This window comes from Pantoea phytostimulans (genome assembly GCF_046118715.1).
GTDB classification, from domain to species: domain Bacteria; phylum Pseudomonadota; class Gammaproteobacteria; order Enterobacterales; family Enterobacteriaceae; genus Pantoea; species Pantoea phytostimulans.
In genome coordinates this window covers 235342-250145 of record NZ_CP173700.1, presented here as the reverse complement: position 1 = coordinate 250145, position 14804 = coordinate 235342, and the positions used below count along the sequence as shown (strand labels likewise).

Below are 14804 nucleotides of genomic sequence, written 5' to 3'. Positions count from 1 at the left end.
CATGAAAAAATTTCGTTTTAACAATATCGCAGATGTTCAGGCATTCCGTATCAGTGCTGACAGCAGTAATTATTTTGCCATCCTGTTCGATAAGCCCCTGGACGATATTGAGAATATTTTTGTCGTCGAAATTTTTAATGTTGGCGGCGCGACCCCCCCAAACGAACATGCAACTGCCCACGAATTTTTTTATGTGCTGCACGGTGAAGGGATTGCCCGCTGTAACGATAAGGAGGTAACGATCAAAAAAGGCGACTCGCTGTTACTTCACCCAGGCAACGATCACGCCATTCGCAACACGGGTACAGGAAAACTGTATACGCTAACGGTGATGACACCCAACGAAGGATTTTCAGAGCTCATCCGAAGCGGTGAGTCAGTCACGCTGGATGCAGAAGATTTATCCGTGTTGTCGGGAGAGTAATATGCCAGCGTATGTATTAGGCAGCACCCAACAAAACCAGTGGCGGGTCTCGCCGGAGGTGGTCGATACGCTTCGGCCCACAAGACAATCGCGATCCGCTACGCTTGAGACGCGTAATCGTTCTGTGATTATCGATCTAAACCGCAGCGCACTGGTGGTGGTGGATATGCAGAATGATTTTTGTCATCCCGATGGCTGGCTGGGCAACCTGGGCGTTGATATCAATCCCGCCCGCGCGCCGATTTCGCCGCTGCAACAGTTACTTCCGACGTTAAGAGAGGCTGATGTCCCGATCATTTGGCTTAACTGGGGCAACCGGCCGGACAAATTGAATCTGAGCCCCGCCCTGCTTCACGTCTACAACCCACAAGGCGACGGCATTGGGCTGGGCGATCCGCTCCCGATTTCTGGTGCACCTGTATTGGAAGCGGGCAGTTGGGCAGCGGCAGTGGTTGATGAACTGAAGCCCAGTGAAGATGATATTCACGTAAACAAGTACCGCATGTCCGGCTTTCAGGATACCGAACTCGATAGCATCTTGCGTAATCTGGACGTCACTACGCTGCTGTTCGCTGGCGTCAATGTCGATCAGTGCGTGCTCTGTACGTTACAGGACGCCAATTTCCGCGGTTATGACTGTCTGCTGCTAGAAGATTGCAGCGCTACCACCTCCCCGGACTATTGCCGTGATGCAACGCTTTACAATGTGCAGCAGTGCTTTGGCTTCGTGGTCAACTCCACTGAAATCCTTCACCAACTTAAGGCAGATTAATGAGCTACTTGCTTGCTGATGGCTGGATCATCACCATGAACCCGCAGCGTGAAATCTTAGAACAAGCCAGTCTGGTGATTGAAGATGACAGGATCAGTGCGATTGGAACACGGACAGCGCTGGCAAAAGCCTATCCAGAAGCAGAAACCGTTGATTGCCGTGAACGCATTATCATGCCGGGCATGGTCAATACCCATACGCATCTGTTTCAAACCCTGTTGAAGGGATTGGGTGATGATATGGTGCTCAAAAAGTGGTTTACCTGCATGACGGGTCCGAGTGCTGTTGCGCTCACTGAAGAGGACGTTTTCGCTGCCGCGCTGCATGGTTGCATTGAATCGCTGCGCTCCGGCGTGACATCACTGGTTGATTTTATGTACGCGCATCCCAAACCGGGCCTGACGGCGAAAGTCATTGAAGCATTCGAAATCAGTGGAATACGTGGACATGTTTGCCGAGGTTTCCTCACCAGCGGTGCTGAACATGGCATCCCGACAGAATTGATTGAAACGCCGGAACAGGCGTTGGTAGATGCCCGGGCAGTGATCCACAAATACCATCGCCCTGATGGACGCGTAAAAGTCGGTATTGCGCCCAGTATGATTTGGGCACTGGATGAAAAGGTGCTGAGAGGGACGCGCAAGCTGGCAGATGAAACAGGCGTTATGATCACCACCCATGTGGCCGAAACTGACTTCGAAATCGAACAGGCAAAGCTGCGCTTTCAGGCAACAGATACTGAATTTCTCAGCGAAATTGGTTTTCTTGGTTCCGATGTGCTGGCGGTTCATTGTGTGCAGTGCAGCTCCCGCGATATCCGCGCCTTAAAACATCATGACACTCGCGTTTCACACAATCCTTGCAGCAACCTTTATCTCGCATCTGGCGTGCCGCCCATCCCGGAAATGCTGGCGGCGGGTTTAACCGTGGGTTTAGGTTCAGATGGTCCTGCCAGCAGCAATAATCACAGCCTGTTTCAGGCCATGAAAGTCGCCGCTTTGATGCAAAAAGGAGTCCATCGCGATCCCACCATCATGACCGCTGAAAAGGTGCTGGAAATGGCAACCATTGATGGGGCGCGTGCAATTGGTCTTGATCATCTTGTCGGCTCACTTGAACCTGGCAAGCGTGCTGATGTTGTCATTGTCGATACGCGTCATCCGGCAATGACACCCATCCATCATCCGGTCTCATCTCTTGTTTATTCTGCTCTGGGGCATGAAGTCTGTGATGTCTTTGTTGATGGTAAATGGCTATTGCGAGACGGAGAATTCACGCATCTTGATCAGAGAGAAGTCATGGCGCGTTCACAACGGGCAGCGCATTCTCTGGCGGTACGTACCGGCAACAACAAGCAACGCCAATGGCGCTCATCCGCATTCTAGCGTTGCCGGTGACTAGTTCTCAGTGGCTGACATTGCCGTCATCGGCGGCATGATTTTTCGACGTTAGTGAAATTTCCCGTCCCGGCAGAGTGCGTCGTATTATGTGACTGCCACGCCAGGATGTTGGCAAGACCCAGCGTTCAGCAGTGGCAGGCTAGGGTTGATGCCGGTCGTCCCTGAACAACACCTGGTTTATTCATCTCGGGGAAAGGGTAAACAGACATTCTCCCGTTCTTAATAACATGAAATAAGAACGGGAGAGTTGGTAATAGTTTGTCCTTCCACCTCAACTGGCCCAATTCGTAAATATGCGGCCAGGCCATTAAAATTCCACTAGCCTTGTTACAGCACCGTTCATTTAAAATCATGACGCTTCGTCATCTTAATAAACGGCTTGTTCAGGCTGGGAGAGAAACGCAATGCGGCGCATCAAATTATTCTTATCGGCACCTTCCCACCCTTATCGTCACTTCCGGCGTGGCATTCTTCGGACTTCATGCCAACTCATGGCCACATTATTTCTGCTGTTGTGCACGGCTTCTCAGGCGGCTGACATCACTCTGTTTCGTACTTTAATGCCTGAAACCACCAGTCTGAATCAGTATCAGTGGCATTGTCGGCCCGTTGTGATCTTTGCCCCTTCGGAGACAGATCTGAATTATGTTCACCAAATGGCGATGCTGGAAAAGAGCAAGGCTGAGCTAGCCGATCGCGATATTATCGTACTGAGCGACACTTCCCCTGCATCAAAAGGACATCTACGCGCTCAACTAAAACCCACCGGGTTTGAAGTTGTGCTTATTGGCAAAGATGGCGGTATGAAAATACGGGAAACAAAACCGATAAGTTCAGAGGATTTGCTCTCCACCATTGACAGAATGCCGATGCGTAAGGCCAATCTGGACTGATGTGCCACACGAAGCAGGAAAAGGTTAATAAAATACAATCATGATAAGAGTAAATTATTTGGTCTGACTACCAAGTAAAGGTGTGGCTTCTATGAACAATGACTTAGGCCCATCCGTTTTTCCCGTTATCTTGGTGATTGCTGCCTTTGCAAAACCCCCGTTAACTGCATGTCACGATGTCTGCCAAGAACGAGAAGAGGACATAAGCGTTGTTAAGCGGGTAATGACTATTGAGTCGCTCTGATGCAGGCTCTTGTGCCACCAGACTTTCACAGGCTTGAAAATTCATAACATTGATGAATATCATTCATAGGACCTATGCCTCTGCTTACCATTATTTGTCAGAATAAACCCGTTAACATGCGTCTATCTCTTTATGTCCTGACGGATCACCATGCTTAACCTACAGGCTCAAACACAGCCAGCGACAGTTAAAAAAAACGGTCTTTCTTTTGTACTTATTCTTAGTGCTTTGATGGCTGTTACCTCCCTATCAACCGATATCTATCTTCCTGCTATGCCCATCATGGCAAAAGATTTACAAGGCGATGCAGAACTGACAATCACAGGTTTTCTCATTGGTTTTTGCATTGCACAGCTTATTTGGGGACCGATTAGCGATCGTTTCGGGCGACGTCTGCCGCTGTTCATCGGTTTGGGATTATTTGTTATAGGCTCGGTAGGTTGTGCGTTATCTACAGATATCGTAGAAATAATTTTCTGGCGCGTTTTTCAGGCTTTAGGCGCCTGTACCGGTCCGATGCTGGCGCGGGCAATGATCCGCGATCTTTTCAGTCGTACTCGCGCAGCACAAATGCTTTCGACCCTCATGATCATCATGGCAATCGCGCCGATTGCTGGTCCGCTGATTGGCGGACAAATGATTAGAGTCACATCGTGGCACGCCATTTTCTGGCTGCTGGCGATTATCGGAACAGTCATGCTGATATCGTTATTCTGGCTACCGGAAACACTACCTGAAGAAAAACGCTCACACGCTTCCGTGACCGGTGCTTTTCGTAATTATTACGCATTACTGGCCAACGCCAGTTACATGCGTTTTACGCTATGCCTGACGTTCTACTACGTTGCTGCCTATGCCTTTATTACCGGCTCACCGTTTGTTTACATCACGTACTTCGGCGTTGATCCGCAGCATTACGGTTGGCTATTTGCAGTAAACGTTGTTGGATTGATGGTGGTAAGTATGGTTAACAGACGCCTGGTCCATCGTTATCCACTGGAAGTGTTACTCAGGATTGCTGTCTTCGTCGCAACCCTGAGCGCATTAGCACTTGCTATCACAACTGCGTTAAACGTTGGCGGAATTACCGTGATCGTGGGAACCGTATTCGTGTTTTTCTCCATGAATGGCATCATTGCTGCAACGTCTACGGCTTGTGCCCTGGACGCTGTACCTAATGTTGCAGGTTCAGCATCGGCGCTAATGGGCGCGTTGCAATACGGAAGCGGCATTATCTCTTCGCTGCTCCTGGCACTATTTAGTGATGGCACGCCATGGACAATGAGCTGGATCATTGCCGTGTTTACGGCAGCCAGTGCTCTGATGGCACTGACTGTTCAGGTAAAAAAATAGCGCTTATTTATCGATGCCAGATGACACTATCTTCAACAAAAACCCGTCCTTCCCTGTAACTCAGAGAGGGATGGTTTTTGTCTGGAATACCAAACGAAATGCCGTAAAGCAGCTTGAAATTCTCCGGTATATTTAGGATCCGGCGCACCGTTTGCGCAAAGTAACTCAGTACTGCCTGCGGTACTCCGGCATAGCCGCGAGCCTCCAGTGAAAGAAGGAATGTTTGTGCATACATACCGGCATCGGAGGCAACGCGAACGTTGTCCCCTACAGCAGGAATGAACAATAGGGCTACATGGGGTGCTCCGAAAAACTTAACGTTGCGTTCGACCACTTCTGAACGACTCAAATTATCACCACGCGCAACTCCCAGTGCCTGGTAGTACGATCTCCCCTGCTCTGAAGCTCGTTGCCTGAACGGATTGGGATAGGCTTCTTTATCGAAAGTAAAATCAAGACAGTAGCTTCCGACCTTTAGATCTGTAGTCAGTGCATGACTTAATTCGTTAAGCTTTTCCCCCGCTACGATATGCAGGGACCAGGGTTGAGTGTTGCAATTTGATGGTGCGCATTGCGCTTCATGCAAAATGTCATAGAGAACATCGTTGGGAATAGGCGATGGAAGAAAGGCTCTTGCCGAGTGTCTGTTTTTTACAACTTCATGGAATGAAGGTTCTCGCGAACTCATCTGCTCCTCCGTCTAAAACTGATCTTGATGGGATTCATCACTCTCTCATCATTCATCCTGTCACATCAGGCGCCTGGTTATCATTCCTTGCACATGATTAGGTCTATGAATTTCATTCATAGCGCCTATTCAATGTGCGTAATTATCTTTAACGCCAACTTAGTTAATCTGAGCATATCGAGCTAATAAGCGCTGTAAAAATCAAGCGGGCAATGGATACAGCCAGGGGGCGATAATAGCCCGGCTGGCTGGGGTATTGTCGGAGACGGGTTAAATATTCTTATCGAAGAAAACGTCCAGCTTTTGCATTGCCTGGTCAACGTAACGAGAAACCCAATAGGTTTCGATATGGGTAGCGCCGTCGATCAGGAAGAGTTCTTTATTCTTCGTACCGGTGGCTTTAGCGAATGCATCTTCAGTCATATACAACGTATCAGCTTTTGTACCGGCAATCATGAGCAGCGGTTTGTTAATAAGCTTGATATGGTCAGTCACATCAAAACTCATCAAATCCAACAAACTGCTTGTGGTGTACTTAAAAGTTGAGTTTGGGTGTGCGTGGGTTTTCCAGTAGTACTCGTAACCCTGTCGATATAAGGCAAAAGGTAATTTAGCGATCTGTTCGTCGGTCAGGTTGGCATCACCGGAGTAAAGCACTTCGCCTCCGGCTGCTTCCTGAGCACGCGCGTCAGAAGCCTGCTGAAGACGCTGCTGGATAGTGTCCAGCTGTGAATCCTGCATACCATTACGGCGCACAAGACCTGAATTAAACATGCTGATGGTTGCAATCGATTTGAACCGTTTATCTGTTTCAGCTGCAACAAGGGAATACCCACCCCCTCCGCAGATTCCAAGTAGACCGAGGCGGGAAGTATCAACCCCCGGGTATTGACTGATGTAATCAGCCATACCGTGGATATCCTCAATGCGGTTAGCGGGTTTATCAACACTACGAGGCATACCACCGCTACCCCCTTGATAGGCCGCATCGGCGGTAATGGTGATGTAACCATGCTCGGCGAGTCGCTGAGCATACAACCCGGCGACCTGCTCTTTAACGCCACCATTAGGATGTGCGACTACAACTGCGGGGTATTTTTTCGCGGGATCGTAGTTGGCTGGCGTATAGACATTTGCAGCAATCTGAATGCCACTAAGATCGTATTTAACCGGATGGATGTTGACCTTGTTTTTGACATTCTCGGTGATGGCACTGTCGTAGACGAGTGTAAACGGATTTTTTTTGTAATCTGCCGCATTGACTGAGGTGGCTCCGGCCATGGCCGTTATCAACATTACGTTTATAAGCACGAATTTCATAGTATCTCCCGATAAATGTCAGCCTGGCTATGCAGGCTTCTGGTAGCAAATATACGGGCACAGATTAGGGGAAGAGAGCTGTCAGCATCGTGACAGGTAAATAACGTTTTTGTCAGGAAGCGGTTATGTGGCAGGCAGCGTTTTCTGACGGCTCTGTCAGGTAGCTGTCAGCTTTATGTTGGCAATCAAGGAGCAGAATGCTGTCAGATTCAATGAGGTTCATGTTCAATTTGCTGAGAAAAGGAGTGATCAATGAAAAGTCAAAACAACCCTGCGATGCCTGGACGACGTAAACTATTAGTGGCCGGTGCGGGTATCGCCACCGCTTCACTGATCCCCCACGCAATGGCCGCTGGGAAATCCTCTCAGGTCGATCCATCGAGAAAAAGCTCCCAGCGTCCTGCTGCGCCGGGCAAGCGCAAGCTTGGGAAGCTGGAAGTCTCCGCGGTGGGACTCGGTGTTCAGAACATGAGCCGTAAATACGACACTTCTGTTCCATGGCGTCCAGAGATGGTGAGCATTATCCACCGAGCTTTTGATGAGGGTGTCACGTTTTTTGACGCTGCTGAAGCCTACGGTCCCTTTGAGGTAGAAAAAATACTCGGGGAAGGCGTCGCCCCGTTCCGGGACAAAATCGTTATCGCCACTAAGTTTGGCTGGAATATTGATCAGCAGACAGGCAAACGCCTGCCGGGCCTCAACAGCAGACCGGAACATATCCGACTGGTCGTCGAAAATATGCTTAAGCGCCTACGTACCAATCGCATTGATTTACTGTATCAGCACCGGGTTGACCCTCAGATTCCGATCGAAGATGTCGCAGGCGTAATTAAGGATCTCATGGATCAGGGAAAAGTCCTGCATTGGGGTCTGTCAGAGATGGGGACAAATACCTTAAGACGGGCTCATGCGGCATTACCTGTAACAGCCGTACAAAGCGAATATTCACTGCTCTGGCGGGGGCCAGAAAAGCATGTGCTTCCACTATGCGAAGAGCTGGGAATTGGGTTTGTACCATGGAGCCCATTAGGCGTGCAGTTTTTAACGGGCTGGATTGATGAGAAGACACGATTCGCTGCCGGTGATTTCCGCGCGACAGAGACTCGCTTCTCGCCCGATAATCTACCGCACAACTTACAGCTAGTTGAATTGCTCAAAACCTGGGCAATAAGAAAAAATGCCGTACCGGGCCAGATTGCTCTGGCATGGTTACTGGCTCGCAAACCCTGGATTGTCCCGATCCCCGGCACCACAAACAAAGACCATATGCTGCAAAATACGGCCGCTACAGGCGTCTCGCTGACTCCCGCCGAAATGACTGAGCTTACTCGCTCACTTGACGCTATCACTATCCAGGGTCAACGGTTGCCAGATGCTGTACAGGTTTATTCAGATGTTGAAGCACCATTGAAAAGTTAAGAGGAAATCTCGTTATGCGTCTGTTGTTAGTTGAGGATGAAGAAAAAACGTCAACCTATCTCAGCCGTGCGCTGGGTGAATCCGGATTTACGGTGGATGTCTCTGCTGATGGATCTGAAGGTCTTCATTACGCGCTGGAATTCGACTACGACGCGATAATCCTTGATGTGATGTTACCGGGAATGGATGGCTACCGGGTTCTCGAAGGTGTGCGGGCGACTAAACAGACTCCTGTGCTGATGCTTTCGGCACGGGGATCGGTTGACGAACGCGTCAAAGGGCTTCGCCTTGGCGCAGATGACTATCTGCCCAAACCCTTTTCACTCATTGAACTGGTGGCTCGCATTCAGGCGCTGGTACGTCGCCGCACGACGGATGGAGCAGATATTACGCAGCTGAAAATTCACGATCTGAATCTCGATTTGCTTGCTCGCCGGGTATTTCGGGCTGGATCACGACTGGAATTGACCGCAAAAGAGTTTTCTCTGTTGAGCCTTCTTGCCCGTCATCAGGGAGAGATTCTGTCAAAGATGATGATTGCTGAGCAAATTTGGGACATGAATTTTGACAGCGATGCCAATGTGGTTGAAGTCGCCATTAAACGCCTGCGCGTCAAAATCGATGCGCCGTTCGAGGTTAAATTGCTGCATACCGTACGCGGTATGGGGTACGTTCTCGAAGTCAGGTCAGAATAAATGAAGGGGATAAGCATGCTTAAGCGTTCCATCTCAGTCCATCTGGCACTCATGTTTGCTTTATCCGCTCTTCTGATAGTGTCCGTTATCGGTATTCTGCTACGAAGTTCACTCCATGATTCCCTACAAAAACAGATGCACAATGAGCTGCTTTTCCGGGAATCATTAATGAGCCCGTGGATCACCGCACGAACCTCATCTCAGGGCTGGTCTACGCTTGCCAATAAATTTACTGTTTTGACCAATTCAGAAGGCGAGCGTGTTCGCTATTGGATAGTGAGCGATAACCCACGTTTTAGCGTTGGCGGAACACCGCCTGTAGGTGTTCAGTGGTCATCTTTGCAGGAAGGTTTTAATAAAATGCCCGGTGCATCCGAGGGTGCATGCTCACTTTTCTTGTTGGTGAAAACGATCCCTGCAAACGGCGAAAGACCTGAGTTGCGCTATGTGGTTGCCATCGACTCGACTCCGTATATGGGCACACTCGATGCGTTTACGCACTCCCTGCTGATTATTGCCGCCTTGGGTGTGTTTATCGTCGCTTTGCTGGGCTATATGGTTTCCAGGATTGGTCTACGCCCGGTAGGGACACTCAGTAAACAGGCGCAGCAACTCGCGCCGGGAGACCACGGTCAACGCCTTAATACCACTGCATTACCAGAAGAATTACAGCAACTCGCCTCATCTTTTAATGGTGTGCTGGAACGTCAGGAGATAGCCTGGCGTCAACTCGAAAGCTTTAACGCAGATGTCGCCCATGAACTCCGCACACCACTGACTAACCTGATTGGCCAAACGCAATTGGGACTGTCACGTCGACGTTCGCATGATGAACTTGAAGAATTACTGGGTTCAAATCTCGAAGAGCTAGAGCGTATGACGTCAATCGTGAACGACATGCTCTTTCTGTCCCATGCTCACGCAGGTGAACACGCTTCCCAGCTTACGCAGGTTTCTCTGCGCGAAGAAACCCTTAAAACCGCGGAATATGTAGAGCCTTCCTTCGCTGAAAAGCAGCTTTCGCTGGATGTCGAGGGCGATGTGACGGCTCATATTGACCGGCGGTTGTTTCACCGTTCACTTGCCAATTTACTGGAAAATAGCGCGAGACATTCGCCATTCAAAAGTACGGTTACCGTTCGGTTAAGCGAAACGAGTAATCATGCTTGTGTTGAGGTGTCTAATCCGGGCAAACCCATCGCGGCAGGGCATTTACATCGGCTTTTCGAACGTTTTTATCGCGTCGACGCTTCCAGAGCCAGGAGTGATACTCATCATGGGCTGGGTTTATCAATCGTACGTGCCGTTGCCATTATGCATCGGGGAGAAGTCTTTGCGCGAAGCGAAGAAGGCGTCAATACCTTTGGACTGACCTTTGCAATGCAACCGGATAACGAAGGCAGCAGTGCGCGCGCCGGGACGCCGGGACGCCGGGAATAAGGTTAACTGACACAATTGTCAGGAGGTCGTCAGCCTGACGACATGTCACCCTCGTTAGAATCATCGCAGGCTATTCCCATCCAACGATAAGGACGCTTTGCATGACTCGACATTTACGTTACCTCGGGCTGTTGCTCCCCCTTTTTACTTTTTCATCCTGGGCAGCGGAGCAAAATATCACTGTCCCTATTGCCCCCGCCGGAAGTCAGAACGCCGTTTACGGGCCAGCAGAAAATTTTACCGGCCGCGTCCGGGTTGATCCTCTTTTCAAGCCCGATAATGACATTACTGTTTCAGGTGCTTATGTCACGTTTGAGCCGGGTGCTCGCTCCGCCTGGCATACTCACCCGGCAGGCCAGCGGCTTATCGTGACCTCCGGTACAGGGCTCACGCAGCAGGAAGGTCAGCCGGTGCAGGCAATCCGCCCTGGTGATGTCGTTTCTTGCCCACCGGGAGTCAGACACTGGCATGGTGCTGCGGCAGGTAGCGCAATGACGCATCTGGCAATAACCGGCGTTGTGGATGGCAAAAGCGTTAACTGGATGGAGAAGGTGACAGATGAACAATACCACGCCCATTAAGGCATTAACGGCAGCGGTACTGCTGACCTTTGGTTTTAGTCTCACGGTGAATGCTGCGCCAGTGACAAAAGGAGCCACAGGAATGAATCAGGAACAAACCGTTTCAGACACGTTGTCTGCTCGCCAGCAGGCAATCCCTTTGATTGCGGCATATATGGCAAGCAGTCAGATGGATAAGCTGAACAGTGCGCTGAATCAGGGGCTGGACGGCGGACTCACCATCAACGAAGCCAAGGAAATTCTTGTCCAGCTCTATGCCTATACGGGCTTCCCTCGCAGCCTGAACGCGCTTAATGAACTGATGAAAGTCGTCGAAGCGCGTAAACAACGTGGCATCAAAGACGTTGAGGGTAAAGAGCCCGTATCCCCGGTTCCTGTCGGCGATGAACTCCGTCGTGTCGGCACTGCAAACCAGACAAAAATCTCAGGTGCGCCAGTACAGGGGCCACTTTTTGATTTTGCACCGGTTATTAATCAATTTCTGCAAACGCATCTGTTCGGCGATATTTTTTCCCGCGATAACCTCGACTGGCAGAGCCGTGAGCTGGCAACGGTCGGTGCATTAGCAGCCACTCCAGGCGTTGAAGCACAACTGTTATCGCATACGCGTGCAAGCATGCGGGTCGGCCTGACGGCACCACAGTTGCGCCAGCTGGCACAGATTCTGCGCGAACAGGGTGAAAAAGATGCAGCCATGCGGGCTGAAAATGCATTGCAGCAGGCGTTGACGAACAACTAGAGGAGTCCAGTATGGCGCATGATCCCACCCGTAGAATGTTGATTACAGCTCTTGCCGGGCTAACGCTGGCTAATGTGCCCCTGGCGTCGGCGGCGACCGGAACTCCAAACGTTCAGGGAAACAGCCCTATTCTGGTGGCGTACTTCTCACGCAGCGGGAATACACGCGTGATTGCGGGCGTGGTTCATCGCAGTCTGAAAACAGATCTGTTTGAAATCGAACCGGCTACACCTTATCCGAAAGACTACTTTCAGACCGTTGAACAGGCGAAAAACGAGCGTTCCAGAGGAACAAAACCAACATTAAAAAATCGTGTCGCGGACATCGAACGCTATGAGACGGTGTATTTAGGCTTCCCCATCTGGGGAACCAGCGTGCCGCCCGTGGTGCAGACATTTCTGAGTAACCATAACCTTGCGGGGAAATTACTCATACCTTTCATTACCCATGGCGGCTACGGTAAAGGAGACAGTGAAGACATCCTTGCAAATCTGGCCCCCGCTGCCCGCCGGGAAAAACCGCTGGTCCTTGAATGCGATCAGGAACGAAGAACCACAGAAACAGTCACCAGTTGGTTGGATACGATACGCAGCTAATCGTCCGCTTTCATGAGCTTGCAAAATAAAGGCAATCAAGGATGCTAAATATTTAACAATGACAACTCAGATATGACTGAACGGCAAACATAACAGAGGATGTAATCTTGAAGACGATCTTAAAAACGCTGGCCATCTGCGCGATGGCGGGAGGCCTGATGGCTCAGTCGGTATATGCCGAGCCACTGGTCCTTCAGGAACAGGGAAGCTTTTCTGCTGGCGGTACTGTCATCTCCACACCCGGGAAGTTTGACGCGAAAAAGCCGCTGGATTCTGCTGGTCAAACTTATCATGGCGACCATGCGTCAGTGTTCTATCAAATTCCGGAAAGCCCACACAAATACCCTATTGTCATGCTTCATGGCGCAGGCCAGTTTTCCCGCACCTGGGAAAGCACACCGGATGGTCGCGAGGGGTTTCAAAACATTTTTCTGCGCCGCGGATTCTCAACCTATCTTGTCGATCAACCACGTCGGGGCAGTGCGGGGCGCACTACTATAGAAGGTACTGTTACGCCAAAACCGGATGAGCAGATGTGGTTCAATCAGTTCCGCGTGGGTGTCTGGCCGGACTATTTTAAAGGCGTTCAGTTCTCTCATGATAAAGAAGCACTGAATCAGTATTTCCGTCAGATGACCCCGAATACAGGGCCATTTGATATCAATGTGATTTCTGATGCCATGTCCGCAGTAGTCGATAAATCCGGCCCGGCTATCCTCTTCACCCATTCTCAGGGTGGCGGGCCTGGCTGGTACACTGCGATGAAAAATGACAAGGTAAAAGCCATTGTCGCCTTCGAGCCAGGTAGCAGCTTTGTCTTCCCGCAGAAAGAATTACCTGCGCCCATGCCCAGCGCGTTCGACACGCTGAAGGGTGAACCTGTTCCAGTGGAACAGTTTATGGCTCTGACCAAAATTCCGATTCTGATTATTTACGGCGATAACATCCCGGATAAGCCTGTAGCCATGCCCGCACAGGACAGCTGGCGAGTGCGTCTGGCAATGGCCCGCGAATGGCGAGACGTGGTTAACAAGCATGGTGGTGATGTGACCGTGACGCATCTGCCGGAGTCAGGGATCAAAGGTAATACCCACTTCCCGTTCTCCGATCTGAATAATGTTCAGATTGCTGACCTGGTTAGCCAGTTCCTGAAGGAAAAAAACCTGCAGTAACACGCAAACCACAGGCAGAGTTTATTCGGCAATGAATGAGCTCTGCTTATTTGCATCGATTAAATTCCTTACTTTTAACTCCTTTTGTGCCAGCGCAGGGCATCAATCACCCGCTCAAAAGCAACTGGAAGATGTTGTCTGCCCGGATAATAAAGATAGTAACCCGGAAAATGCGGGCACCAGTCGGAAAGTAACGATACTAATTTTTCTGATTCAATATATTTTGCCGCTAAGTCGTGGGGAATATACGCTATCCCTGCCCCGTCAAGCGCAGCCTGCATCATCAAAAAGGTATTATTAAAAACGGTTTGCCCATTCACCCTAACATTCATTTTTTGGCCTCCATTCTCAAATTCCCAGGCATACAGCGCACCATGAGTGGGAAGCCGAAGGTTAATGCAGTTGTGATTCATTAGGTCTGCAGGAAGCACGATTGGAGGTCTGCTTGACAGATAATTCGGTGATGCAACCACCGCCATATGTACATCAGGCGTAATGCGTACAGCAATCATATCCTTATCCACTTGATCACCCATACGCACGCCAGCGTCAAATTGCTGAGCCGCGATATCCGTTAGTTCGTATCCCACGCTGAACTCAATATTTATATCGGGATATTCGTTCAGTAAAGGCAGAAGCCGGGGCCAGAGAACGGTAACGATGGCATGATCGTGGGCGGTAATGCGAACCTTTCCGGCCGGTTTGTCGAGCGAGGAACGTACGGATGTGAGTTCAGATTCGATTTCGTCCAGTCGCGGTGCGACCACGCTAAGCAGACGGTTCCCTGCATCCGTGGTAGATACACTCCGCGTGGTACGGATTAACAACCTAATGCCCAATCGTTCTTCAAGTCCCAATAGCGTATGGCTCAGTGCCGAACGGGATACGCCTAATGCTGCCGCAGCTTTGGTAAAACTTCGCTCTCTGGCCACGGTCACAAAAGCCTGAAGATCATTTAATTTTTCTTTATTCATAATTGGTGAATTTATTGCACCAGTGTATCCACATTTGAGCACCTTATCATTTAATCAACCTTTCAATACACTTTCTTCATCTGGTTAAAAGCTC

15 protein-coding genes are annotated in these 14804 nt (G+C 50.0%); 12 read left to right on the top strand and 3 right to left on the bottom strand.

The window, feature by feature from the left end:
* Window position 1: 1 nt before the first annotated feature.
* The 5 genes from ACF2G4_RS21770 (at window position 2) to ACF2G4_RS21750 (ending at window position 5086) form a co-directional block, all read left to right on the top strand.
* A complete protein-coding gene (locus tag ACF2G4_RS21770; protein ID WP_409076255.1) occupies window positions 2–424 on the top strand; it encodes a cupin domain-containing protein in 423 nt (140 codons plus the stop codon).
* A gap of 1 nt (window position 425) precedes the next feature.
* Window positions 426–1196: a cysteine hydrolase family protein gene (locus ACF2G4_RS21765; RefSeq protein WP_215844785.1), complete on the top strand. Its 771-nt coding sequence runs from the start codon at window positions 426–428 to the stop codon at window positions 1194–1196.
* On the top strand, window positions 1196–2581 hold the full coding sequence (locus tag ACF2G4_RS21760) for an amidohydrolase family protein (protein ID WP_409076254.1): 1386 nt from the start codon (window positions 1196–1198) through the stop codon (window positions 2579–2581). The genes ACF2G4_RS21765 and ACF2G4_RS21760 overlap by 1 nt, the downstream gene beginning before the upstream one ends.
* A 506-nt stretch (window positions 2582–3087) precedes the next feature.
* Window positions 3088–3489 carry a DUF4174 domain-containing protein gene (locus tag ACF2G4_RS21755; protein WP_409076253.1) on the top strand — a complete coding sequence of 134 codons (402 nt, stop codon included), beginning with the start codon at window positions 3088–3090 and terminating at the stop codon, window positions 3487–3489.
* 394 nt (window positions 3490–3883) lie between these two features.
* Complete coding sequence (locus ACF2G4_RS21750) at window positions 3884–5086, top strand: multidrug effflux MFS transporter (RefSeq protein WP_409076252.1); 1203 nt, start codon at window positions 3884–3886, stop codon at window positions 5084–5086.
* A 7-nt stretch (window positions 5087–5093) separates the two neighbouring features.
* On the opposite strand, the gene ACF2G4_RS21745 is transcribed toward ACF2G4_RS21750, so the two are convergent.
* Together ACF2G4_RS21745 and ACF2G4_RS21740 are read right to left on the bottom strand one after the other, a co-directional pair.
* Complete coding sequence (locus ACF2G4_RS21745) at window positions 5094–5774, bottom strand: nitroreductase (RefSeq protein WP_409076251.1); 681 nt, start codon at window positions 5772–5774, stop codon at window positions 5094–5096.
* Window positions 5775–6044: 270 nt separating this feature from the next.
* Window positions 6045–7094, bottom strand: a complete 1050-nt coding sequence (locus ACF2G4_RS21740) for an alpha/beta hydrolase (protein ID WP_409076250.1) — start codon at window positions 7092–7094, stop codon at window positions 6045–6047.
* A 252-nt stretch (window positions 7095–7346) separates the two neighbouring features.
* Between ACF2G4_RS21740 and ACF2G4_RS21735 the strand changes: the two genes are divergently transcribed.
* The 7 genes from ACF2G4_RS21735 (at window position 7347) to ACF2G4_RS21705 (ending at window position 13736) form a co-directional block, all read left to right on the top strand.
* Window positions 7347–8513, top strand: coding sequence for an aldo/keto reductase (locus tag ACF2G4_RS21735; RefSeq protein WP_409076249.1), 1167 nt, complete (start codon window positions 7347–7349; stop codon window positions 8511–8513).
* Window positions 8514–8527: 14 nt separating this feature from the next.
* Complete coding sequence (locus ACF2G4_RS21730; RefSeq protein ID WP_409076248.1) at window positions 8528–9208, top strand: heavy metal response regulator transcription factor; 681 nt, start codon at window positions 8528–8530, stop codon at window positions 9206–9208.
* A 15-nt stretch (window positions 9209–9223) separates the two neighbouring features.
* Entirely contained in the window at window positions 9224–10648 is a 1425-nt protein-coding gene (locus ACF2G4_RS21725) for a heavy metal sensor histidine kinase (protein WP_409076247.1), read from the top strand.
* A gap of 101 nt (window positions 10649–10749) precedes the next feature.
* Window positions 10750–11229, top strand: coding sequence for a cupin domain-containing protein (locus tag ACF2G4_RS21720; protein WP_409076246.1), 480 nt, complete (start codon window positions 10750–10752; stop codon window positions 11227–11229).
* Window positions 11207–11968, top strand: a complete 762-nt coding sequence (locus tag ACF2G4_RS21715) for a carboxymuconolactone decarboxylase family protein (RefSeq protein WP_409076245.1) — start codon at window positions 11207–11209, stop codon at window positions 11966–11968. Before ACF2G4_RS21720 ends, ACF2G4_RS21715 begins: the two co-directional genes overlap by 23 nt.
* Before the next feature lie 11 nt (window positions 11969–11979).
* Entirely contained in the window at window positions 11980–12564 is a 585-nt protein-coding gene (locus ACF2G4_RS21710; RefSeq protein WP_409076244.1) for a flavodoxin, read from the top strand.
* A gap of 107 nt (window positions 12565–12671) precedes the next feature.
* A complete protein-coding gene (locus ACF2G4_RS21705) occupies window positions 12672–13736 on the top strand; it encodes an alpha/beta hydrolase (RefSeq protein ID WP_409076243.1) in 1065 nt (354 codons plus the stop codon).
* A gap of 74 nt (window positions 13737–13810) precedes the next feature.
* Here ACF2G4_RS21705 and ACF2G4_RS21700 read toward each other — a convergent pair whose 3' ends face one another.
* Window positions 13811–14713, bottom strand: a complete 903-nt coding sequence (locus ACF2G4_RS21700) for a LysR family transcriptional regulator (RefSeq protein WP_409076457.1) — start codon at window positions 14711–14713, stop codon at window positions 13811–13813.
* Window positions 14714–14804 lie beyond the last annotated feature (91 nt).

Excerpts from the sequence above, each read along its gene's own strand:
- ACF2G4_RS21770 (WP_409076255.1), top strand. The coding sequence starts at position 2 with ATGAAAAAATTTCGTTTTAACAATATCGCAGATGTTCAGGCATTCCGT.
- ACF2G4_RS21765 (WP_215844785.1), top strand. The coding sequence starts at position 426 with ATGCCAGCGTATGTATTAGGCAGCACCCAACAAAACCAGTGGCGGGTC.
- ACF2G4_RS21760 (WP_409076254.1), top strand. The coding sequence starts at position 1,196 with ATGAGCTACTTGCTTGCTGATGGCTGGATCATCACCATGAACCCGCAG.
- ACF2G4_RS21755 (WP_409076253.1), top strand. The coding sequence starts at position 3,088 with ATGGCCACATTATTTCTGCTGTTGTGCACGGCTTCTCAGGCGGCTGAC.
- ACF2G4_RS21750 (WP_409076252.1), top strand. The coding sequence starts at position 3,884 with ATGCTTAACCTACAGGCTCAAACACAGCCAGCGACAGTTAAAAAAAAC.
- ACF2G4_RS21745 (WP_409076251.1), bottom strand. The coding sequence starts at position 5,774 with ATGAGTTCGCGAGAACCTTCATTCCATGAAGTTGTAAAAAACAGACAC.
- ACF2G4_RS21740 (WP_409076250.1), bottom strand. The coding sequence starts at position 7,094 with ATGAAATTCGTGCTTATAAACGTAATGTTGATAACGGCCATGGCCGGA.
- ACF2G4_RS21735 (WP_409076249.1), top strand. The coding sequence starts at position 7,347 with ATGAAAAGTCAAAACAACCCTGCGATGCCTGGACGACGTAAACTATTA.
- ACF2G4_RS21730 (WP_409076248.1), top strand. The coding sequence starts at position 8,528 with ATGCGTCTGTTGTTAGTTGAGGATGAAGAAAAAACGTCAACCTATCTC.
- ACF2G4_RS21725 (WP_409076247.1), top strand. The coding sequence starts at position 9,224 with ATGCTTAAGCGTTCCATCTCAGTCCATCTGGCACTCATGTTTGCTTTA.
- ACF2G4_RS21720 (WP_409076246.1), top strand. The coding sequence starts at position 10,750 with ATGACTCGACATTTACGTTACCTCGGGCTGTTGCTCCCCCTTTTTACT.
- ACF2G4_RS21715 (WP_409076245.1), top strand. The coding sequence starts at position 11,207 with ATGAACAATACCACGCCCATTAAGGCATTAACGGCAGCGGTACTGCTG.
- ACF2G4_RS21710 (WP_409076244.1), top strand. The coding sequence starts at position 11,980 with ATGGCGCATGATCCCACCCGTAGAATGTTGATTACAGCTCTTGCCGGG.